We start from the raw sequence: 23,733 nt of genomic DNA, 5'->3' as shown, positions 1-23,733 counted from the left end.
TGAGTCGTTTTTTCATAGTCCAATATTATAACGTGTAGGGATTTAATTAACACTTAAAATTTTATACTCCCAAGGTTTAAATAGGACACTCATATCATTACTAAACACCTCTTTTCTATCAGTCATATAGTTTTTAAAAACACCTTCTAACCCAACTTTTATCTCTTTGGGTGTATTGCTTAAATTTCCTATAAAAATTATTTTTTCTTTATTCTTTGTACGAGCAAATGCTAGAATATTTTCATTATCAGAAGTATTGATTTTTGTATAATCTGACGCATTTTTACCACTAGTAAGTGCGGGATGATCATTTTTTAACTTTCCTAATTTCTCATATAGCGGATAGAATATTCCTTTTTGCTTATCTATTGAATCTTTATCAAAAAACAAAAGCCTTTTGTCCAAATCATATTCTTGCCCCGAATAGATTAGAGGCATACCAGGTGCTACAAAAGATAACGCTGCAAACACTTTTTTTGCTTCTCCCATACGTTCATCGACAGTACCGTTCCAAGAATTCTCATCATGATTAGAGGTAAAGTTCATTAATAAAGCGTTGTCATTATATAACGTATCTATTTGGGTCATTCGCTCGTGCCAAGCAATTACATTTTTTTCACCTTTGGCTATTTTGTTCATTACATGATGTGTATCCCACCCGTAAGCCATATCAAATGCATCGTTTAATAATTCGGGTTCCCAAGCTTCGGCCAACATAAACATTGGTTTGATCTCTTCTAATTTGGAGATTGTCTTGCGCCAAAATTGAACAGGTACCATAGCGGCTACATCACATCTAAATCCATCTATATCATGCTTGGTTACCCAATACATCATCGCCTTGCTCATTTCTTGTTGCATTTCTATAGTGTCATAATTAAGATCTGCGACATCAGTCCAGTCTGTTCCTTCAGTATGCACAATATTTCCATCTTTATCTTGACTATAAAATGTAGGATTAGAGGTAATCCAAGGATGATCCCAACCTGTATGATTAGCTACCCAATCGAGAATTACTAACATATCATTATCGTGAGCCACACGTACCAAGTTTCTAAAATCTTCCAAACTACCGAACTCTGGATTTACTTTTTTATAATCTGAAACAGCATAGTAACTACCTAATGATCCTTTGCTTTTTGTCGAAGATATAGGATATATGGGCATTAGCCAAAGTATCTTAACCCCTAATTTTCTAAGTGAGGGAATATCCTTGGTAAATGCATTAAAGGATCCCTCTGGTGAGTATTGACGTATATTGGCCTCATAGATCACTGCATGTGCTGCTATGCTATCAATATCACTATGGGTTAAGTTAGCTGGTAACTCTGTATCAATACTAGCTTCTTTCTTATATTCTTGTGGCGCTTTACCACAAGATAAGAGTACTGTCACTCCAGCAATTACGGTGCTAATAAAAATTTTCATATTTCTAATTTAAATCTAAAATTAAAGCGGTTTTTGGTTGTAGTACAATTTTTGAATCAAGAGGATAGTTTTCATTACTTATAACATCTTGTCCTACTGTGTAGGATTGAATTCCTTCTTTAAAACGAGCAGTGTCCAATGATTTCAATTTTGAACTATTATTAAGTATAACCATAACAGTTTGAGTAGCATTGGATCTAAAATAAACATAGACATTATCAAAGGGTATGTATTGCAAAAGATTGCCTGTATGTACAGCTGTTGCCTGTTTACGCCAATTTAAAAGTTTTTTTGTAAATGCATAATATGCCTCTTGATCATTGGTACGCCCATGATTTGTAGACGCTGGTTTAAATGCACTTTGACCATCGACAAACCATCCTCCTGGGAAATCTCGTCGTATATCGCTATCTCCTTTTGTATCGCGATTACCCACCATACCGATCTCGTCTCCATAGTATAACTGCGGAATCCCTCGTGTTGTTAGTATCAAAGATAATGCAAGTTTATATTTTTTGATATCACTTTGAAATATTCCGTTAATTCTATTGGTATCATGATTACCTGCAAATACCATAATATTATTTGTGTTTGGATACAGAAAATCATTTACAAAATTATCATACGCTCGTATCATACCCTTATCCCATCCCGTTTCATCTTCAGAAAACATTGAAACAATAGCATCATGCAAAGTAAAATCCATCACCGAAGGCAGATGAGAGTTATAATTGTCTAATGCTCCAATCTTACTATCCTTTTGCCAATATGCAATTTGAGCTTGGTCGTGCATCCAAACTTCACCAACGATATTAAAGTTAGGATACTCATTCATAATTGCCTGAGTCCATTTGGCGATACTATTTTTGTCATTATATGAGTAGGTATCTACTCGTAATCCATCCAGTCCAGCATACTCTATCCACCATATAGCATTTTGTGTGATATATTTCAATACAAAAGGATTACTTTGATTTAAATCTGGCATGGTTGTATCAAACCAACCATTCATACATCCTCTTTTATCTACTTGCGAGGCATACTTATCAAATTGTGTTGCCATTCTATAATTACTTCGTGTAAATCCTTCTGGCCATTGATGTATCCAATCTGCAAATGGTAAATCCTGAATGATCCAATGTTTGGAGCCCCAATGGTTTGTTACATAGTCCATAATTAATTTCATATCGCGAGCGTGTAATGCATCAGCTAGTTGGATATATTCCTCATTGGTACCATACCTTGGATCGATTCGGTATAAGTTACTTTGTGCGTATGTATGATAAGAATACTTAGGTTCGTTATCTTCTAATAAGGGCGTACTCCAAATTGCTGTAGCTCCTAATTCTTCGATATAATCAAGATTTTGTAAAATCCCTTTAATATCGCCACCATGTCTGCCCCCACCAACAGAACGTGAATCTTTCTCTATCATTTCTGGGTGTGAGTCGTTATTAGTAGTGCCATTTGCAAAACGATCAGGCATGATTAAATATACCACGTCGCTACTGTCAAAACCTTTTCTATTACGAGACGTTGATTTTCTCTCTTTAAATTCGTAATTGTGAGAGAAAACTACTTTTTCATCTTTCATAAAATTGAAAATGACTGTAGACGGGGCTACATCTTTTGTATCAATAGTCACAAATAGGTACTTTGGATTTTTTACGCTATCAACTTTCAAGATGTCAATTCCATCTGCCTGTATGCTATAATTTGATAAGCTATCCCCATAAAATAAAACTTGTAACTGAGAGGTCTCCATATCACTCCACCAAAAAGGTGGTTCAACTTTTTTAATTTGTGCATTACCAATTGCAAAAAGACAATAAATACTTAGTGTTAAAAGTTTAATCTTCATCATTACTTATCTTTATATTTTGTGTGAGTCACTATTTGAAAATTAGTCGGAGTTTTTCATAAAAATATTCTATTTCTTAAACTATAACTAAATCGTTGGGTTGAACTGTTACCTTTTTATTATCTACCAGAATCGTTAACTCTTTAGAACCTTCCAATACAAAAGATACTTCTTTGTGAGATACAGAAACTTGCAGGATGTGGTTTCTAAAGCTTACCTTAAACGAAAAAGCTGTCCACTCTTTTGGAATATGCGGAGTGAATGATAGCTGATCATCTTTAATTCGCAATCCCCCGAAACCTTCGACTATACTCATCCACGTCCCTGCCATACTGGTAATATGTAATCCTTCTTCTACCTCCTTATTATAATCGTCCAAGTCTAATCTAGATGTCCTCAAATAAAATGTATACGCTTGATCTACCCTTCCCAAACTTGCAGCTTGAATACTATGCACACAAGGAGAAAGCGAAGATTCGTGAACGGTAAACGGTTCGTAAAAATCGAAATGCTGTTTAAGTTGTTCTTTTGAGAAATGATCCTCAAACATATAAAAGCCTTGCAATACATCTGCTTGTTTAATATATGGAGAACGTAATATACGATCCCAACTCCATTTTTGATTTATAGGTCGCTCTAAAGGATCTAGTTCTGCTACTGTAGTTAATTCTTTATCTAGAAATCCATCTTGTTGCAGGTAAACCTCATGTTTGGTTGAATAAGGAAAATACATTCCTTCTGCTACCTCAATCATTTTAGAAACTTCTTCTTTTGTAAGTCCGGTTTTTTTAATGATTTTATGATACGATGCATTAAAATCTGCTTCAACTTTTGTTAGATTTTCAATACAATATCGAATACACCATTGTGCTAAATAATTAGTATACCAATTATTATTAACGTTATTCTCATACTCGTTGGGTCCGGTTACTCCTAAAATAACAAATTTATTCTTTTCGGCAGAAAAAGTCGCTCGCTGCTGCCAAAATCTTGCAATCGCAATCATAACTTCTAATCCTTTTTCGGGTATATAAGAATAGTCTCCCGTATAGCGCACATAATTATATATTGCAAATACCATAGCTCCATTACGGTGGATTTCTTCAAACGTAATTTCCCATTCATTATGAGATTCTTCACCATTCATGGTAACCATTGGATATAATGCAGCTCCATTGGTAAATCCTAACTTTTCTGCATTCTCAATGGCCTTATCCAAATGGTTATAACGATATAATAAAAGATTACGAGCCACTTCATGACTTTTGGTCGCCATGTAAAAAGGTATACAATATGCCTCGGTATCCCAGTAAGTACTCCCACCATATTTTTCGCCTGTAAATCCTTTTGGACCAATATTTAAACGAGGATCCTTACCCAAATAGGTTTGGTTAAGATGAAAAATATTAAATCGAATACCTTGTTGTGCTTTTACATCTCCTTGGATAACGATATCTGCCATTTCCCATATTTGAGACCAAGCATCTTCCTGTTCCTTCAGCAAAGTTTCAAAACCTTTATTAAAAGCTTTTGTAAGTGTTTTTTTACTCTCTTTTTTTAATTCGCTTTGTTTGTGATTGGATGATACCGTATACCCTCCAAATTTTTGCAACGATACAGTTTGATCTTGTTTAACTTGTATTTCGTATAAAAATTCAACTTTGGTAGTATTCTTAGTAATCTTTGGCTGAATGTTTTGAGCAACTCCATCTAGCAATACATTAGTAAGCATCCCAGTACAAACATGGAAATCTGTTTTTAATGTTTTAGAACAAATTTGCCCTATCCGATCATCAGTATCTACCTCATAAGACTCCCAAAACTGATCATCCCAATTTGTATCCTCATTGGTAATTGCAGCATTGAGATAAGGTATAAATCTAACAGTAACATCCTGATCACATGCTGTTATTTGGTAATCGATGGCTCCTACTTCATCTTGTGATAAACTTAAAAAGCGCTTGGCCTTCACGTTAACTCTAACATCATTTGAAAGTATTGCTTCGAATGAGCGTTCATACCAGCCTGCTTTCATATTTAGCTCCCTTTTAAACTTTGAAACCCTTTTACAGGTGTAAAGGTCTAGTACAACTCCGTTAACTTCAACATTAATACCTATCCAATTGGGAGCGTTTAAAACTTTTGCAAAATATTCTGGGTACCCATTTTTCCACCATCCTACTCTGGTCTTATCTGGGTAGTAAACTCCAGCAATATAACTTCCTTGAAACGTAGGTCCCGTGTACTGCTCTTCAAAATTTGCACGTTGCCCCATAGCACCATTTCCGATACTAAAAAGACTTTCTGATGATTTGACGCGAGCAACATCAAACCCCTCTTCTATCAGTGACCAAACATTTGGTTGTATATAATCCTGATTCATATTTTTATTTAAGCTTTTGTTGTGGTTAATAACAGGTCTATAAATTGATTATTCATTTCTGTGAAATTAGCAAATACATAATCTGCTTCATGTAATATCGTTCTATCACCTATTCCTATACTAATCATTTTTGCTGAATTTGCTGCTTGAATACCAGCAACCGAATCTTCAAAAACTATACATTGTTCTGGTGGTATTTGAAGCATTTGAGCTCCTTTTAAGAACACCTCTGGATTGGGTTTGGCTTTGGTAACATCTGTCCCATCGACAACAGCTTCAAAATGATGTCTCAAGTTTACTTTATCCAAAATTATACGAGCATTTTTACTTGCAGAGCCCAGTGAAATTCCGCAATATTGAGTTTGTAAATATTCTAATACCCTAGAGACATCAGGTAAAATTTCATTCTCATCCATTTTGTCTATGTAGGACAGGTACTCCTCATTTTTTTCTGCAAGTAGTGTATTAAACTTCTCCTTAGAAATTTCTAAATTACCCCATTCTAGAATTTTTTCTAGCGATCTAATGCGGCTCACGCCTTTTAATTGCTCGTTCTGAATATGAGAAAAAGATATTCCTAATTCTTTTGCTAAATTTTTCCATGCGAGATAATGGTATTTGGCAGTGTCAACAATTACACCATCCAAATCAAATATAAAACCTTTCTTATTCATTATTCTTTTACTTTTGGAATGTATGTGATTGCATCTTTATTTGTTATCAATAGGTTACAAAGTGCTGCAATTATCAAACTTATTCCTGCTACAATCATTGCATTTATAGTTTGTTCTCCAAGTAGTTTATACGCCCAATTAACACCACCCAAAGCAGCAATAATTTGAGGTATAACAATAAACATATTGAATATTCCCATTATTACTCCCATTTTTTTTGGGTCTACAGAGCTTGATAGCATCGCATAAGGCATTGATAAAATACTACCCCATGAAAATCCAATAAGGATAAAAGATCCCATTAACCAAATTGGAGTAGTTATAAAATACATAGAGATAAAACCTATCCCGCCTAACAGAAGAGACGCAAGATGTATGAATTTGCGATTTATTCTTTTTTTGGAAGTGTAAAATGTCAATAATAAAGCAAATGCCATAGATGATAATCCATAATATCCCATATAACGACCTACCTCATTTGAAGACTTTTGAAAAGCAGTATTTGCGATACCAAACGCAGCAGCAGACTCAGGTTGTTCCATATTGAAATTGGTTTCTACTGGAGCAGGAGTTTTAAACACATGCTCTGTAAGTGCTGGATTAGCCAAGCTCCACATTGTAAAAAATGCGAACCAACTAAAAAACTGTACAAGCCCCAATTTTTTCATTGTAGTTGGCATATCTCCAATATTATTGAGAATATCTTTGATAAATTGATTTTTCTTTTTTCTCTCTCTATCAAATTCAGCCATATCCTCGGGAGGATATTCACTTGTAGTAAGTACTGTATATAGGATGCTAAGTAAAAAAACTAAGGCTCCAATCGCAAAAGCTACCTTAACAGACATAGGAATGACTCCCGCTGGTGCAGCATCACTAACACCGAGTTTTGAAACCATCCAAGGTAAATTACTTGCTACCCAAGTACCTATACCAATAATTAAAGTTTGTGTTACAAAGCCATAAGAACGCTGAGAGTCTGGTAACTTATCTGCTACCAAAGCTCTAAATGGTTCCATCGAAATATTAATTGATGCATCCAAAATCCACAAAAAACCTGCTGCCATCCATAATGTAGGAGAATGTGGTACTAGAAATAATGCTATCGAACTTAAAATAGCCCCAATTAGAAAATAAGGTCTTCTTCTACCCCAACGAACACTCCAAGTGCGATCACTCAAGTATCCGATTATAGGTTGAACTAATAGACCTGTTAAAGGAGCTGCAATCCATAGATACGGTATTGCATCTTTATCTGCTCCTAGTGTCTGGAAAATCCTAGACATAAAGCCTCCCTGTAAGGCAAAACCGAATTGTATCCCTAGAAAACCGAAACTCATGTTCCAAATTTCCCAGAAACTTAATTTACGCTTGTTCATCAAGTAACTGTTTAAAATTTAACTTGATAAGCGGTAAGACTTATCAAAACTTATTTAGTAGAAAGTAGAAATATAAGTTTTGATAGGAGCCAAAGATATTATATTTTTTTGATTAAATACATGCCTATTATTTTTTTGTTGACTCACGTTCGACTAAACTTGTGTCAATAATCACTGTTTTATATTCTTCGACGGCTAATGGATCTCCTTCTAATTTATCAATTAACAATTTTGCAGCACGTTCTCCCATTTCCTCACCATGCTGACTAATGGTTGTTAAGCTTGGAATAAAATGTTTAGATAATATACCATCGGTAAATCCTATAAGAGAAACATCATTGGGTATAGTTTTGCCATTGGCATATAAAATTTTTGCAGCGGTCACTGCAAATAGTTCATTCACAGCGAAGATAGCATCAAAATCATTGGTTTTTAAAAATTTTGCTATTTCCTCTTCGCAATGTTCTATATCTTCAATTTTTAATATATATTCTTCTCTTTCAGGAATATCATGTGTTCTAAGGGCTCTTAAATAACCAGTAGTTCTTAACTTACCCACACTAATATAATCAACGGTCGTCAAAATTGCGATTTTTGCACATCCTTTGGATATTAAGTGATTCACTGCTTTCTGTGCGCCTTTTGCATCGTCAATAATCACTTTATCACATACCAGTTCATCAATGATTCTATCAAATAAAACTACTGGCATTCCTTGACTTATAGTTTCTTCAATATGATGATAATCTTTACGTTGTTGAGTTTCTTTTGCCACAGAAACTATAAACCCATCGGCACTTCCGCTCGCAAGCATTTCCATATTTATAACTTCTTTGTCAAATGAATTGTTAGAAGAACAAATAATAACATTGTATCCTTTGGCATTGGCTACTTTCTCTACACCGCCAATTACGGTAGTAAAAAAATGATGTACGATTTCTGGAATAATAACACCAATAGTTTTCGTTTTTCGGTTTTTAAGGCTTAGCGCTATATTGTTGGGTTTATAGTTATAAAATTTGGCAAAGGCTTTTACTTTTTCTCTAGTATCCTTGCTTATTTCGACACTATCTTTTAGCGCTTTTGAAACTGTAGATATAGAAACATCAAGTTCTTTGGCTATTTGCTTTAGGGTTACTTTTTGTTTCATATGTAAAATATCAAATTAATAAATTCAGAATTTACGGGCGAAAATATGGTATATGATTAAATTATTACTTAAAATTTTACATAAATCTAAAAGTTTTCCACACGCAAACGTTTGCGTAGCTTCTCTAAAACTTTCAGTACGATTTTTACCATGGAAATTATCTACATTGTGTGCAGAAAGTAGAAATATAAGTTAAGCACACATTAACAAATCATTTTATTTATGAAAACAGTTACTATAAGTTCTTGGTTCTTTTTTTTGATGATCCCCTTGAGCTTTTTTGCACAGTCTACTGTAAGTGGAGTCGTCTCTGACGCTAACAATAGACAACCTATACCGGGTGTAAATATCATTGTAAAGGGTACTTCTAATGGAACGACTTCAGATTTTAATGGAAACTATACAATTACTAATATAAATGAAGGAGACATTCTTACATTTTCTTATCTCGGTTTTAAATCTCAAGAAATAGCTTTTGCGGGCGTAAATACAATCAATGCTTTTCTAGAAGTTAATGCAGCCGAACTGGAAGAAGTAGTACTTGTTGGTTATGGTACTACCAAGAAAAAAGATCTTACAGGTTCAATATCCACAGTCACCTCAAAAGAACTTAACAAAGGAGTAACCACTTCACCTGCAGATTTACTTACTGGTAAAGCTCCAGGAATACAAATAACTTCAGCTGGAGGTGCTCCAGGTAGCGCTCAGACAATTCGTATTCGTGGAGGTGCATCACTCAATGCATCCAATAAACCACTCTTTATTATCGACGGTGTACCTCTTGATAATGACGACATTGCCGGGTTACGAGATCCGCTTAACATTGTAAATCCAAATGATATTGAAAGTTTTACGATTCTTAAGGATGCATCAGCAACTGCAATTTATGGATCTAGAGCATCAAATGGTGTAATTTTGATTACGACCAAAAAAGGAACTAGCGGTAGTTCGTTAAAAGTTAATTATGAGAGTAACCTGTCCATTCAAGATGTTACAGGAAGTATCGAGGTGTTATCGGCCGATCAATTTCGACAAGTTGTAAACGATCGTGGAAACCCTACTCAAATTGGTTTGATGGGCACTGCTAATACAGATTGGCAAGATGAAATTTTTCAACAATCTGTTAGTCATACCCATAATATTAGTCTATCAGGTGGTATAGAAAATTTCACTTATAGAGCTTCTATAGGTTATAATAATCAAGAAGGGGTGTTATTGACTTCTGGTTTGGAACGAACTACACTCTCTGCAGCCTTATCACATAAGTTTTTTGACAATCACCTTAAAATTAATTTGAATTCAAAAACCGCACTGATTAAAAATCGTTTTGCAACTACTGATGCAATTGGTGCTGCGATTGTTTTTGATCCAACACAATCAGTATACGGTGATTTTCCTCAATTTGATAATTTTTATCAGTGGACCGAAGCTAATGGTAGCCCTATTACACTAGCTGCAAAAAATCCTGTAGCGCTTTTATTACAGGAAACCGATGCTTCTAATGCTTTTAAATCAATCAGTAATATAGCATTTGACTATAAATTTCATTTTCTACCCGAATTACGTGCTAATTTAAATTTAGGACTCGATAAAACTTCGAGTAACGGTAGTAAAGTTAAAGCTACAGATTACTTCTCCTCCTATGCCTTTAATACTGGATTATCTGCGCAGGATACCTATAATCAGCAGAAGGAGAATCAACTACTCAATGCTACGTTAAATTATACTAAAGAATTGAATGCGTTTGATCTGGGAATATTAGCTGGATACGAATATCAAGATTTTCATACAGAACAAGAAGATTTCACTAACATTCAAGATCCAGACATTGAAACTTTAAAAGATACTTTTCTTAATCTTAATTTGCAGTCTTATTTTACCCGAATTAATTTAGGGTATGATAGTAAATATTTATTTACGTTCACCTATCGACGTGATGGCACTTCGCGATTTAATAAGGACAATAGGTGGGGTAATTTTCCTGCAGCAGCGGTTGCCTGGAACATTTCTAATGAAAGCTTTTTGAAAAAGTCTTTGACAGTTTCAAATTTAAAATTAAGAGCAGGATGGGGTGTCACGGGACAGCAAGATTTAGGAACAGGTTTCTATTTACCTTATATCCCTACTTACACTGGCAGCAATCAGAACTCTCAATACCCTATTGGTAATGGCTTTGTGACAACATACCGAGCCGATCCATATAATGATAACCTAAAATGGGAAGAAACTACCACTTATAATATCGGCTTGGATTATGGTTTGTTTAAAGATCGCCTAAGTGGTAGTGTTGATGCCTATTATAGAGAAACTAAAGATCTTTTAATAACTAACCTATCGTTTCCAGCTGGATCAGGATTATCTAATAAGGGTGCTGCTAACGTGGGTGAAATTGAAAATAAAGGGATCGAGTTTTCTTTAAATGCGATTCCTGTTCAGACAGATGACTTACAACTTAATATTAACTTTAATATTACCTACTTTGACACAGAAATAAGTGAACTTTATGCTACACAAGATCCCAATTTCGTAGGTATACCACAAGGAGGTATTGCTGGCGGGACTGGAAATAACATTCAAATTCACTCTGTAGGATATGCTCCATTTACTTACTATGTATACCAACAAGTCTATGACCCAAATGGTAATCCAATTGAAGGCGTTTTTGTAGATCGTAATAATGATGGGCAAATAAATCCAAATGATCTTTATAGATATGAAAACCCAACAGCCGATATCTTTACTGGTCTTAATACTGATTTGAGTTATAAGAACTGGGGATTAAATATGGCATGGAGAGGAAGTTTTGGAAATTATGCTTATAATAATGTACAATCAAATACAGGTTATTACAATAATGTGTTGCGTTATGACAACACGTTATCCAACTCTGTCGAAAACGTGTTAGAAAGTAACTTTACAGCAGAAAACTTTCTCTCAGATTACTACATCCAAGACGCATCTTTTGTTAAACTGGATCGTGTTACTTTGAGTTATGATTTCGATAATCTTCTCGACCAAATTAGAAATGTACGACTGTATGCGACTGTACAAAATGTGCTCACAATTACCGATTATGATGGGTTAGATCCAGAAATTCAAGGTGGAATTGATGATAACATCTATCCAAGACCTACAACTTACTTATTTGGAATAAACGTAGACTTTTAATTGAAAACATTGAATACAATGAAAAATTTTAAAATATATTTAATTTTGTTCTGTACAGGAATATTTTTATTAGCGTCTTGCGCAGATGATCTCAATATTGCCTTAGAGGATCCAGACATAACAGCTGCAGATGATTTATATAGTTCTAAGGATGCTTACTATAACGTTCTAATACGTTTATACGCCGGATTATCTGTTTCGGGTCAAAGCGGTACCGAAAGTACAGATCTTTTTGATACAGATGTAAATGAATCGCAGTACATCCGTGCGTATTGGTTACCACAACAATTAACAACCGATGAAGCCGTTATTGGATGGGCAGATCGATCCATTGCCGATTTTCATGCGCAAAGCTGGACCGTTGCAGATCCATTTATACAAAATATTTACGATCGTATTTTTTTTCAGATTAGTGCTTGTAATGAATTTATTCGTCAGGCATCTTCCAGAGATAATACTCCAGAAAATATTAATGAACTCATTGCCGAAGCACGATTTTTAAGAGCCTTAAGCTACTGGCATGCTATTGATCTTTTTGGTAATGTACCCTTTGTAACCGAAGAGGATCAAGTTAGCTTTTTCTTTCCAGAGCAAATAGAGCGTAACGATTTATTCACTTATATAGAATCAGAACTGTTAGCGATTGAGAGTACAGTTAAAGCAACGTTACAAAATGAATATGGCCGTGCCGATCAAAGTGCAGTATGGACATTACTTACAAAATTATATCTTAATGCAGAAGTATACACGGGTCAGGAGCGTTATGCAGATGCAGTTACCTATGCAGCAAAAGTCATTAATACAAAACATACGCTCGAGAGTAACTATCAACACTTGTTTTTAGCCGACAACTTTTTGTCAAAGGGAATTATTTTCTCCGCAAATTTTGATGGTTTAAGTACTCAAAATTTTGGAGGAACTACATTCTTGACACATGCACCGGTAGGTGGTAAAATGGACCCAGCCGATTTTGGAATTAATGGTGGATGGGCTGGACTAAGAACAACTTCTGCCTTAGTAAATAAATTTCCAGATACCACTGGAGATATTGACAGTCGTGCACTATTTTTTACAGATGGACAAACTCTAGAAATTGAATCCATAGGAACTTTTGAAAATGGGTATGCTATTACAAAATGGAGAAATGTAGATCGACAAGGTAATCCTGGAGTTGATGTTGCAGGAGATTTTGTTGATGTTGATTTTCCTATGTTTAGATTAGCCGATGTGTATTTAATGTATGCTGAAGCAGCTTTACGCAGTAATACAGGTTCTATAACAGATGCCGTCACATACGTTAATCGTATCCGCGAGCGTGCTTATGGCGACACTTCTGGAAATATTACAGACGGTGATTTGACTTTAGATTTTATTCTTGACGAGCGTTCAAGAGAATTATATTGGGAAGGGCATCGCAGAACAGACTTAATCCGGTATGGCAGATTTTCAACTAGTACTTATTTATGGCCATGGAAAGGTGGAGTTCCTGCAGGTATTTCGACTTCTTCACATCTCGATCTTTTACCTATCCCCTCCTCTGATATTAATGCGAATACAAGTTTGAAACAAAACGATGGTTACTAATTGAATTAGATGACATTTTCTGAAATTAAAAAATCAAACAAATGAAAAAAATAATATTTCTTTTGGTAACAGCAATCTTATGTACAGGACTGCAATCCTGTGAAGATGATAACGATAAAATCATTGCTGAGCCAAATGCGGCTTTACAGATAAAAACACCTAATACCGAATTGGTATTACAAAAATCAGATGTTGATACCACTGCGATAACTTTAGAATGGGAACCCAGTGATTATGGAATCAATACTCAGATCGATTATGTAATTGAAATGGGCGTTGCAGCAACAGGATTCGAAACCTCGAGAGTAGTTGGTCAAACCAATGAGACCTCTTTTTCTTGGACGGTAAAAGAATTAAACAGCGAAATTCTAAAATTAGGTTTAGAACCCAATGCTCAAAGTGATCTGGAAATTCGAGTCAGTTCTTCAATAGGTACAACACAAGTAGAGAAGCTAGTTTCTAATACGGTAATTTTTACAGTAACTACATACGGAGAAGTGATACTTCTTAGAGACTTGTTTCTAGTAGGTAATGCGGTGGATACAAATAAAGATGGAATCGCAAATGATAAAGATTGGAATAACAATGCAACCAACACCTATTTATTTAGAGATGCCGAAAACACCAATACTTACTATTTTTCAGGGTATTTTGATGCTAATGAATTTAAATTATTAGAATCTAAAGGAAATTGGCAACCTCAATGGGGGCTTGATGGAGGAAGTTTTACATCAAGTGATATTTTGGGGGATGATCCTGGTCCTTTCGTAACAAGTGCAGCAGGTTATTATAGTCTTCAGGTAAATACAGAGGACCTAACTTATACTTTGGATCCTATAGACGCATCTGCAGCACCAACGTATACAACTATTGGTTATATTGGTACGGCTCGAACAGGGGATGAAACAGGATGGAATGAAGATACAGATTTATTTCAATCAACATTTAACCCACATATATGGTATGCTAATGATGTCGAACTTTTTGATGGAGTTATGAAGTTTAGACATAGTAATGACTGGCCAGGTAATTGGGGTGGTACAACTGCACTTAGTGGAACAACAACTACCGCAGGTGATCCTCCTGCAATCCCAGTTATCGCAGGAACCTATGATATTTGGTTTAATGACTTGGACGGTCGCTACATCCTCATACCTAGAAGTTAAGCTATATCATGATAGATTTCTTAAAAAAATATACTACAAAAACTATTTCTCTCTTAGGAGGAATAGTTTTTATATTTAGCGCATGTTCAAGCGATGATGACGCTTCAAATAACAAAGAAAATTCGGGTATAGAAAAACTTGATTTATCTCAATATACGGGAGATACACAAGGTGTTATGATGCAAGCCTTTTACTGGGATGTTGAACCAATTGGTGAATGGTACACCACAGTCGAAACTAAACTAACCGATTGGTCTAATTCTGGAATTAATCGTATTTGGCTTCCCGCTCCTGGTAAAGGTCAATCCGGAAGTTTTTCGATGGGGTATGATCCTTCTGATTATTTTGATGTAGGTGAATTTGATCAGCATGGAACCATCAAAACTCGTTTCGGCTCACGCGCTGAGTTGGAAGGATTGATAAATACCGCCCATCAAAATAATATTGAAGTTATAGCAGATATTGTTTTGGGACATAATTCTGGAGGGGGTCAACAAGACAATCCATATAGACCGGGAGATACAAAAGTGTATAGTCTTTTTAATGAAGCTAACGGAAATGCTTCTGGCAAATTTAATCGGAATTATGAGCATTTTCACCCAAACTCCATTCATACAAATGATGCTGAAGCTTTGTTTTTTGAAAAAACTGATCTTTGTCATGATCAGCAATATGTACAAGACTGGCTATGGTTACGAGACGACTCGGTCGCTAATTTTTACAAAGACGTTCTAGGTTTTGATGGATGGCGCTTTGACTATGTAAAAAGCTTTGCTCCTTCTGTAGTTGCTGAATGGAATAAAAAAGTGGGTGGATTTTCTGTCGGAGAGAATTTTGATGGTAATGCCAATACATTGAAGGATTGGGTAGATGCTTCACAATCTGCAGCATTTGATTTTGCTTGTTTCTATCGATTAGAAGAGGCACTGGATAGAGAAAAGGATCTCAGTATTCTAGCAGAGTCTAAAAATATGCTTCGTAAAATTTATCCCGATAAAGCAGTTACATTCATTGCTAATCATGATACAGAGAAGGAAGAAAATTTGAATAATCGTATTAGTTATGCTAACAAAATGATGGCACACGCCTATATTTTAATGCATGATGGATATCCCACTTTATTTTATAGCGACTTTGAAAATCCATTGTTCAAAGAACAACTTAAAAATTTAATACGTATTCGTAATAGTTTGGCTAGCGGAAATGTAAAAATTATGAAAGCGGTTAAGAACGAATATATTATGCAAAGAGAAGGTACAGATAATAATCCTGGTTTAATTCTTTACCTTAATATAGGTACAGAAATTGCCACTCATGAAGTTAACACTTCTTGGACAAATAAAACGCTTATTGATTATACAGATAATACAAAAGACAATCCCATCACTAATTTAAGCGGAACCACTATACTAAGTGCACCTCCAAAAAGTTTTAGTATCTGGTCAATCGCAAAATAAATAATTAGTCTTATCTTATTATAACCAAAAGAAGCGCTTTATGTGCTTCTTTTGGTTTTTAGACATGTTTCCTATACATGACTTGTAGTAGATTCAATTGAAATTTCTTACTTTGTACACTTAAATTTTAATTAAAACCAACTTAACTCATTTCGCTTAATGGCAAAATTTCCATTTTACAAACAAGCTGAATCTAAAGATTGCGGTCCCACTTGTATAAAAATTATTGCAAAACACTACGGTCGTGTCCTCAATACCGCTAATCTGCGAATGTTAAGTGAAACCACCAGAGAAGGAAGTTCGTTATTAGGCTTAAGTGAAGCTGTAGAAAAAATTGGATTTAGGTCTTTAGGAGTGAAGCTTTCTTTAAACCAATTAAAAGAAGCTCCGCTACCCTGCATAGTGCATTGGAAAAAAGTCCATTATGTTGTAGTTTATAAAATTAAAACTTTTAGAAATGGATCGGTCACTATTTATGTATCTGATCCTGCTCATGGTTTAATAACCTATACCAAAGAAGAATTTATAGCTGCCTGGATAGGCAACAATGCTAATGAAAGTACCGAAGAAGGTGTAGCCCTGCTAATAGAACCTACGCCCAACTTTTATTCGGATGCTATAGAGGATGAAAAGGAAAAATTTGGTTTCAAGTTCATATCCAAATATGTTATACAGTATCGTAAATTTATTTATCAGCTTATACTCGGTTTAACAGCAGGTAGTTTACTACAGTTAATTACTCCATTTCTTACGCAGAGTATTGTTGATGTAGGTATAAAAAATCAAGATATCAATTTTGTATACTTGGTTTTAATTGCAATGCTTTCCTTATTTATTGGTCGCACACTTATTGATGTTTTACGAAGCTGGATTTTGCTTCACTTAAGTACACGAATCAACATCTCGTTAATCTCGGACTTTTTTATCAAATTAATGAATTTACCAATTTCTTATTTTGATGTAAAAATGACAGGTGATTTGTTACAACGTATCAATGATCATAAACGAATTGAGCGTATTTTGACCATGTCATCCTTAAATGTACTTTTTTCGCTTGTGAACCTCTTAGTGTTTAGCATTGTATTAATCTACTACAGTCTGGCTATTTTTGGGATTTTTGCTATCGGAAGTATTTTGTATTTTTCGTGGGTTTTACTGTTTTTCAAAAAACGTAAAAAGCTTGATTACAAACGTTTTTCACAAATAAGCGAAGAACAAAGTAAAGTGATAGAATTAGTTAATGGTATGCAAGAAATTAAATTGCATAATGCCGAAAAACGAAAGCGATGGAACTGGGAATTTGTACAAGCAAAATTATTTAGAATTTCTGTAGAAAACTTAGCGTTGGAGCAATACCAAAGTGTAGGTTCTGCTTTTATCAATGAGCTTAAAAATATATTAATCACTGTATTCTCTGCCAAACTTGTTATTGATGGTGAGATAACGCTGGGTATGATGCTCGCAATTACTTCAATTGTGGGTCAATTAAATGCGCCAATCACTCAATTCATTAATTTTTTAAGAGAATTACAAGATGCTCAAATATCACTTGAACGTCTAGGCGAAATACATAATAAAGAAGATGAAGAAGTTTCAAAAAATGAAAAAATTAAAGATATACCCAACGATGTTGGATTCACTATTAAAAACTTAGACTTTAGATATGTAGGCAGTGATCAGCCCGTACTAGAAAATCTGAGTTTAACTATTCCTGCAAATAAAATTACTGCAATTGTTGGGGTAAGTGGAAGTGGTAAAACCACGTTGATGAAGTTGCTATTAAAATTTTATGAACCTAATAATGGTAAAATATTCTTAGGATCCTTTGATTTACAAAACATCTCTCAAAAATCTTGGCGTGATCAATTTGGAGTAGTGATGCAAGAGGGCTATATTTTTAACGATACAATTGCTAATAATATAGCGGTAGGAGACGATTATATAGACAAAAAGAAATTAGCTCATGCGGTAGATGTTGCCAATATACAAGAGTTTATCGAATCGCTTCCGCTATCCTACAATACAAAAATCGGAATGGAGGGTGTGGGTTTAAGTACTGGACAAAAACAAAGATTATTTATAGCTAGAGCTGTATATAAAGACCCTAAATTTCTGTTTTTTGATGAAGCAACCTCAGCTTTGGATGCAAATAATGAAAAAGTAATTATGGAGAAGCTCGACCGTTTTTTTGAAAATAAAACAGTAATGGTAATTGCACATCGACTAAGTACTGTAAAAAATGCACATAAAATTGTAGTTCTCGAGCATGGGCATATTGTAGAGGTGGGAAATCATCAAGAATTAATAGCAAAAAAAGGAAACTACTTCAATTTAGTTAAAAATCAACTCGAATTAGGAAATTAATTGCTAAAGCCCAAGAAAAATGTCTGAACAGTTAGATACTATACAATTACGAAGTGAAGAGGTTCAAGAAATACTGACCAGAGTACCGCACTGGATGATACGTTGGGGCAATGGTCTTATTCTAGTACTTGTACTCTTACTGCTCTTTTTATCTTGGTTAATTAAATATCCAGATGTAATCCCAGCAGAGGCTATAATCACCACTCAAATACCACCACAAAAAGAATACGCAAAAGTAACGGGTAAACTAGAAGCAATTTTGGTAAAAGACGGACAACTTGTACCAGAACTCACCCCCTTAGCCATACTACAAAACAATGCCAATTATAAAGATGTATTTTTATTACAATCCATTATCGATACGATTAGTATAAAAAAAGAAGGGTTTTATTTTCCGATTGAGGAACTGCCAGTTTTATTTTTAGGCGATATTGAAACAAGTTTTGCGCTTTTTGAGAATAGTTATTCTGAGTACATACTCAATCAAGAATTGCAACCCTACTCTAATGAAGCTTTAGCTAACAAAATCTCATTATCTGAATTGTATCGTAGATTAGAGAGCTTAAAAGCTCAAAAAAATATTAATAAAGCTGAGTTAGATTTTAAGAAAAAGGAATTAGAACGTCAAAAAAACCTTTTCACCAAAGGAGTTATTTCTGCTCAGGAGTACGAGAATAAGGAGCTTGATTTTTTACAAACTAAAAGAAATTATGAGAGTAATAATGTTCAATTATCTCAAATTACTGAAAGTATAAGTAATGCAACCAAAACTTCTAAAGGAACAAAGATTAATCAGCGAAAAGAAGAAATTGCACTTTACAAACGTGTGCTACAAGCTTTTGATCAACTTAAAAAAAGCATAAAAGATTGGGAACAACAATACGTGCTTCAATCCAACATTCATGGACATGTTTCTTTTTTAAATTACTGGACTGTAAATCAAAATGTAACTGCGGGAGATTTAGTCTTTATTATAATACCTGCCGAGGACTCTTCTTATATAGCAAAAATAAAAGCACCAACCCAAAATTCTGGTAAAATTAAAGTAGGACAGGTAGCCAATATTAAATTAGAAAATTATCCAGATAATGAATTTGGTATGCTTACAGGCACCGTCAAAAGTATCTCTCTCTTACCTAATACAGAAGGCTTATATCTTATCGATGTAGAGTTACCTGATACTTTGGTTACATCCTATGGTAAAGAAATAGTATTTAAACAAGAAATGCGTGGTGTTGTCGAAATCATAACAGAGGATCTACGGCTTATTGAACGCTTCTTTTATCAATTCAGAAATTTATTAAATAAATAAAAAAGAGGTCACTTAAGACCTCTTTTCTGTAGATACTATAAAAAACAACATTATACGTTTTCTTTTATGTCCTTTGATGCTAATGTTTTGTCAATCCAATCATTTACCAGTTGTTCTAATACATTCAATGGTAATGCTCCATTTGTCAAAACTACATCATGAAATTCACGAATATCAAATTTATCTCCCAGCTTTTCTTTAGACATTTTACGTAATGCAAGTATTTTGATCATTCCGATTTTGTACGCAGTTGCCTGACTTGGCATTACAATATGGCGTTCTACCATTTTGATCGCATCACTTTCTGCATTTGGAGTATTCTCTACATAATATTTAATACCAGCTTCACGAGTCCACTTCTTTGCATGAATACCAGTATCTACAACCAAACGACACGCTCTCCAAAGCTCCATCGCCAAACGTCCAAAATCTGAATAAGGATCACTGTACATTCCGATCTCTTTGGGTAAAAATTCATTGTATAATCCCCAACCCTCGATATAAGCTGTATAACCACCAAATTTTCTGAATTTCGGAATATTCTCTAACTCTTGTGCTATTGAAATTTGCATATGATGCCCAGGGATTCCTTCATGATATGCTAGGGCTTCCATTTGATATTTTGGCATAGCCTCCATATCATATAAGTTGGCATAGTACGTTCCTGGACGCGAACCATCTGGGGTTCCTCTTTGATAAAAAGCTTTACCAGCACTTTTTTCTCTAAACGGCTCTACAGCTTTTACAACGATATCGGCTTTTGGCTTTGTTATAAATAACTCATCCAATCTACCTTTCATTGTATTTATAAGTTCTTTAGCTTCATCGAGATATGCTTTCTTACCTTCTTCTGTATTTGCGTAGTAAAATTGACTATCTTCTTTCATGAATTTAAAGAAATCTTGTAACGTACCTTTGAAACCCACTTGCTTCATGATATCTTTCATCTCTTTATGGATGCGAGATACCTCTTTAAGTCCTAATTCATGGATTTCATTAGCTGTCATATCTGTTGTAGTAGTGCGTTTCAAAGCTTTATTATAGAAAGCTTCTCCTTTAGGAAATTTCCACGCACCATCATCTGTCGTAGCTCGTTGTTGTTGATCCTCTAGCATGACAATTAGCTTTTCATAAGCTGGTTTTACGCTAGTCATTAAAGCTTTTTCGGCTCTTTTAATGTAAGCACTTTCTTTTTCTTTCTCTAATTCTAAGGTCTTCAGTTTATTTTTAAAATCGCTAAGTAAAGTACTTTCTTCTTTAGAATTATCAAATGGTTTACCTGTAATGATATTTTTACTATCGCCTAATACTTTCGTAAAAACAAACTTAGGAGGTAAAATTCCATTTTTCTCTCTAATTTTTAGATTTTCAACTAATTGACCAAATAGTGCATCTAATTTGGTTAGTCTTGAAATGTAGGCATTGGCATCTGTTGTATCTGCAATACTATGCATATTAATCAAAAATGCAGGAATTTCTGCTTGCATACCGTGCATTTGATTTACGGGATACGTATAAAAGCGATACTCAAAATCTTCGATATCATTTTCTAGATTTTGCTTAAATAAGGTATAACTCAATAAGGTTGCTTTATCTAATTTATTTATAGCGACAGAATCTTTAAGGTAGGCAAGACGTTGTTTTGTTCTTTCTAATTCTTTTACCTCTTTCTGATTTGAAATATCATCCCATTTACCATAATCATCAGTTTTTACACCAAGATATGTTTGCATCATAGGTGAATCTGCCAATTCGATTTGAAATTGCTCCTCAAACCAAGCATTTAATTTTTGAGAGTATTGAGCTATTTCTTTTTCGTTGAGAACCTCTGTATTTTCGGTTGCTACTTTGTCTTTACAACTTATTATTGTGACTATTAATAAGAGTAAGCTACCTGCTATTATTTTATTCATGATCTAAAATTAGGTTAGTTATGCATCGTAAACTCGATAGATGAGTCATGATAAATTGTATGTGTTTGTTTAGTAAAGTCTGAAGCACTTGCTTTAAAAATATTCGGCACAAAAGTTTGTGGATTCCTATCTATTAGTGGAAACCAAGTGCTTTGTACTTGTACTTGCATTTTATGACCTTTTTTAAAGGTATGATGAACATCCTGAAGTTTGATAGTGACCGCAGTCTTTTTATTAGGCTCAAAAGGTTCTGGCTTTTCAAAACCATTTCTAAATCTTCCTCTCATTACCTCGCTTCTAACCATCATATGATAGTTACTCATTTTTAAATGATCCTGAGTTTCTTCAGTATCCTTGACATCGTTTGGATAAACATCAATTATTTTAACCACCCAATCAGCATCTGTACCTGTAGTAGCTACTTGCAATTTTGCTAAAATTTCTCCCGAGAGTGTCATATCTTCTTTTAGTACTGAAGTTTCAAAAACTAAAACATCAGGACGTCTTGCCGCAAATCGCTGATCATCTGTCATATATTTACGCGGTGTAAAAACCATCTTTATATCCTCAGAGTACGGTACTGGCTTTGCTGGATCACTAATGAAATCTACCGCTCCCTCTCCAGCTTTTTCTTTTAATTTCTGATCGTTACTTAAATATAACGTTTTCTTTACTGATGATTTTGGAGGCCAAACTTCAAAAGAGTTCCATTCTTTCTTACCCGTGTCAAATATTTGGATTTCAGAAAGTCCTGTATTAGCAGTACCCTCGCCTTTAAGAAAGTTATTAAAAAATTTTGTTTCTATATTCTTCTGATAATTTAAAGAGATGTCATCTCCAAAATATACATTACCAACGGCTTGACGTTTTTTTGTTCGTGCCCAATCACCATGACTCCAAGGTCCAAAAACCATTATATTGTAATTATCGCTTTTCTTTTCAATATTTTTATAGGTTTCAAAAGGACCATATAGATCTTCTGCATCAAAAAGTCCGCCTACAACCATCACTGCCGGTTTGATATCTTTTAAGTGCTGTATAATACCTCTTTTCTGCCAGAATTCATCATAATTGGGATGTTCCTTAAGTTGTGTCCAAAATTCGTTGTCTTCTTTATAATATTGATCTAAAGTACTTAAAGGTCCTGCATCCAGAAAAAATTGATATTGATCTTGACTCTCTAGTTTTGGAAATTCATACCAACTCTCCTTAACAGGTTCTTCTTTTTGGTAACCAAATACCGCAGTGGCTCTCCAATAACTTAACAAATAAGCTCCATTATGATGAAAATCATCAAAGAAGAAATCGCCAATACATGCCTGTGGTGAAACTGCTTTTAATGCAGGGTGGGCATCAAGTAGAGAATATGTAGCATAAAATCCAGGATATGATATCCCCCAAACTCCAACTTTTTTATTGGTGTTCTCTACATTATTTATCAACCATTCTATAGTATCATAGGTATCACTAGCTTCATCTACTTGCTTTCCCTTTTTATTAGGAATGTATGCTCGCATGTTGTCATACTTACCCTCACTCATCCAACGTCCTCGAACATCTTGATACACGATAATATTTCCCTCCTTCATCAAAAATTCATTAGGTCCTATTTTAGATCTAAATTGATCTGCACCATAGGGCTTTGAGCTATATGGCGTACGATGCATTAAAATAGGGTATTTTTTTGAAGTGTCCTTAGGACTGTAAATTGTCGTATGAAGTTTGATACCATCTCGCATAGCGATATCAACTTCTGTCTTAGTGTACTGGGCTTTTACATCATAATTATCTGCTTGTTGAGCAATGGATGTAAATGATAATAGCAGGGATAACCCTACTATTATGGAATGTTTTAATAGTTGCATCTAAATATGTTTAGTTCGATGTTGAAGAT

The 23,733-nt window shown here is 34.6% G+C and carries 14 protein-coding genes; 6 read left to right on the top strand and 8 right to left on the bottom strand.

Translation table 11 applies throughout. From position 1 onward, the window contains the following. Positions 1-42 precede the first annotated feature (42 nt). From ACE939_RS02815 to ACE939_RS02790, 6 genes are all read right to left on the bottom strand, one after another. On the bottom strand, positions 43-1,428 hold the full coding sequence (locus ACE939_RS02815; protein ID WP_378187265.1) for an alpha-amylase family glycosyl hydrolase: 1,386 nt from the start codon (positions 1,426-1,428) through the stop codon (positions 43-45). A gap of 4 nt (positions 1,429-1,432) precedes the next feature. Beyond that, positions 1,433-3,289 carry a glycoside hydrolase family 13 protein gene (locus ACE939_RS02810; RefSeq protein WP_378187264.1) on the bottom strand — a complete coding sequence of 619 codons (1,857 nt, stop codon included), beginning with the start codon at positions 3,287-3,289 and terminating at the stop codon, positions 1,433-1,435. Positions 3,290-3,365: 76 nt separating this feature from the next. Further along, complete coding sequence (locus ACE939_RS02805; protein ID WP_378187263.1) at positions 3,366-5,672, bottom strand: glycoside hydrolase family 65 protein; 2,307 nt, start codon at positions 5,670-5,672, stop codon at positions 3,366-3,368. A gap of 8 nt (positions 5,673-5,680) precedes the next feature. Continuing rightward, complete coding sequence (gene pgmB, locus ACE939_RS02800) at positions 5,681-6,346, bottom strand: beta-phosphoglucomutase (RefSeq protein ID WP_378187262.1); 666 nt, start codon at positions 6,344-6,346, stop codon at positions 5,681-5,683. Further along, the gene (locus ACE939_RS02795) at positions 6,346-7,725 is read right to left on the bottom strand and encodes an MFS transporter (RefSeq protein ID WP_378187261.1); all 1,380 of its coding nucleotides are present in this window, start codon (positions 7,723-7,725) and stop codon (positions 6,346-6,348) included. The genes pgmB and ACE939_RS02795 overlap by 1 nt, the downstream gene beginning before the upstream one ends. A 127-nt stretch (positions 7,726-7,852) precedes the next feature. Beyond that, positions 7,853-8,875: a LacI family DNA-binding transcriptional regulator gene (locus ACE939_RS02790; RefSeq protein ID WP_378187260.1), complete on the bottom strand. Its 1,023-nt coding sequence runs from the start codon at positions 8,873-8,875 to the stop codon at positions 7,853-7,855. A gap of 222 nt (positions 8,876-9,097) precedes the next feature. On the opposite strand from ACE939_RS02790, the gene ACE939_RS02785 reads away from it, so the two are divergent. The 6 genes from ACE939_RS02785 to ACE939_RS02760 all read left to right on the top strand — a co-directional run bounded on the left by ACE939_RS02785 (position 9,098) and on the right by ACE939_RS02760 (position 19,926). Next, a complete protein-coding gene (locus ACE939_RS02785) occupies positions 9,098-12,043 on the top strand; it encodes a SusC/RagA family TonB-linked outer membrane protein (protein WP_378187259.1) in 2,946 nt (981 codons plus the stop codon). Positions 12,044-12,061: 18 nt separating this feature from the next. Next, positions 12,062-13,627 carry a RagB/SusD family nutrient uptake outer membrane protein gene (locus ACE939_RS02780; protein ID WP_378187258.1) on the top strand — a complete coding sequence of 522 codons (1,566 nt, stop codon included), beginning with the start codon at positions 12,062-12,064 and terminating at the stop codon, positions 13,625-13,627. A 41-nt stretch (positions 13,628-13,668) separates the two neighbouring features. Further along, the gene (locus tag ACE939_RS02775) at positions 13,669-14,793 is read left to right on the top strand and encodes a SusE domain-containing protein (protein WP_378187257.1); all 1,125 of its coding nucleotides are present in this window, start codon (positions 13,669-13,671) and stop codon (positions 14,791-14,793) included. A gap of 8 nt (positions 14,794-14,801) precedes the next feature. Then, positions 14,802-16,250 carry an alpha-amylase gene (locus tag ACE939_RS02770; protein ID WP_378187256.1) on the top strand — a complete coding sequence of 483 codons (1,449 nt, stop codon included), beginning with the start codon at positions 14,802-14,804 and terminating at the stop codon, positions 16,248-16,250. Positions 16,251-16,409: 159 nt separating this feature from the next. Next, complete coding sequence (locus tag ACE939_RS02765; protein ID WP_378187255.1) at positions 16,410-18,614, top strand: peptidase domain-containing ABC transporter; 2,205 nt, start codon at positions 16,410-16,412, stop codon at positions 18,612-18,614. 19 nt (positions 18,615-18,633) lie between these two features. Then, the gene (locus ACE939_RS02760) at positions 18,634-19,926 is read left to right on the top strand and encodes an HlyD family secretion protein (RefSeq protein WP_378187254.1); all 1,293 of its coding nucleotides are present in this window, start codon (positions 18,634-18,636) and stop codon (positions 19,924-19,926) included. Between the two features lie 50 nt (positions 19,927-19,976). Here the strand turns inward: ACE939_RS02760 and ACE939_RS02755 are convergent, their stop codons facing one another. Together ACE939_RS02755 and ACE939_RS02750 are read right to left on the bottom strand one after the other, a co-directional pair. After that, positions 19,977-21,839, bottom strand: coding sequence for a DUF885 family protein (locus ACE939_RS02755; RefSeq protein ID WP_378187253.1), 1,863 nt, complete (start codon positions 21,837-21,839; stop codon positions 19,977-19,979). Between the two features lie 14 nt (positions 21,840-21,853). Further along, positions 21,854-23,704, bottom strand: coding sequence for a CocE/NonD family hydrolase (locus ACE939_RS02750; RefSeq protein WP_378187252.1), 1,851 nt, complete (start codon positions 23,702-23,704; stop codon positions 21,854-21,856). Positions 23,705-23,733: the final 29 nt, after the last annotated feature.

It is taken from the genome of Aquimarina rhodophyticola, assembly GCF_042434915.1.
Taxonomy (GTDB): Bacteria; Bacteroidota; Bacteroidia; order Flavobacteriales; family Flavobacteriaceae; genus Aquimarina.
The sequence above is the reverse complement of the archived record's forward strand: the minus strand, read 5'-3'. Positions and strand labels throughout refer to the sequence as shown.

Excerpts from the sequence above, each read along its gene's own strand:
- ACE939_RS02815 (WP_378187265.1), bottom strand. The coding sequence starts at position 1,428 with ATGAAAATTTTTATTAGCACCGTAATTGCTGGAGTGACAGTACTCTTA.
- pgmB (WP_378187262.1), bottom strand. The coding sequence starts at position 6,346 with ATGAATAAGAAAGGTTTTATATTTGATTTGGATGGTGTAATTGTTGAC.
- ACE939_RS02785 (WP_378187259.1), top strand. The coding sequence starts at position 9,098 with ATGAAAACAGTTACTATAAGTTCTTGGTTCTTTTTTTTGATGATCCCC.
- ACE939_RS02810 (WP_378187264.1), bottom strand. The coding sequence starts at position 3,289 with ATGAAGATTAAACTTTTAACACTAAGTATTTATTGTCTTTTTGCAATT.
- ACE939_RS02755 (WP_378187253.1), bottom strand. The coding sequence starts at position 21,839 with ATGAATAAAATAATAGCAGGTAGCTTACTCTTATTAATAGTCACAATA.
- ACE939_RS02750 (WP_378187252.1), bottom strand. The coding sequence starts at position 23,704 with ATGCAACTATTAAAACATTCCATAATAGTAGGGTTATCCCTGCTATTA.
- ACE939_RS02805 (WP_378187263.1), bottom strand. The coding sequence starts at position 5,672 with ATGAATCAGGATTATATACAACCAAATGTTTGGTCACTGATAGAAGAG.
- ACE939_RS02765 (WP_378187255.1), top strand. The coding sequence starts at position 16,410 with ATGGCAAAATTTCCATTTTACAAACAAGCTGAATCTAAAGATTGCGGT.
- ACE939_RS02775 (WP_378187257.1), top strand. The coding sequence starts at position 13,669 with ATGAAAAAAATAATATTTCTTTTGGTAACAGCAATCTTATGTACAGGA.
- ACE939_RS02790 (WP_378187260.1), bottom strand. The coding sequence starts at position 8,875 with ATGAAACAAAAAGTAACCCTAAAGCAAATAGCCAAAGAACTTGATGTT.
- ACE939_RS02780 (WP_378187258.1), top strand. The coding sequence starts at position 12,062 with ATGAAAAATTTTAAAATATATTTAATTTTGTTCTGTACAGGAATATTT.
- ACE939_RS02795 (WP_378187261.1), bottom strand. The coding sequence starts at position 7,725 with ATGAACAAGCGTAAATTAAGTTTCTGGGAAATTTGGAACATGAGTTTC.
- ACE939_RS02770 (WP_378187256.1), top strand. The coding sequence starts at position 14,802 with ATGATAGATTTCTTAAAAAAATATACTACAAAAACTATTTCTCTCTTA.
- ACE939_RS02760 (WP_378187254.1), top strand. The coding sequence starts at position 18,634 with ATGTCTGAACAGTTAGATACTATACAATTACGAAGTGAAGAGGTTCAA.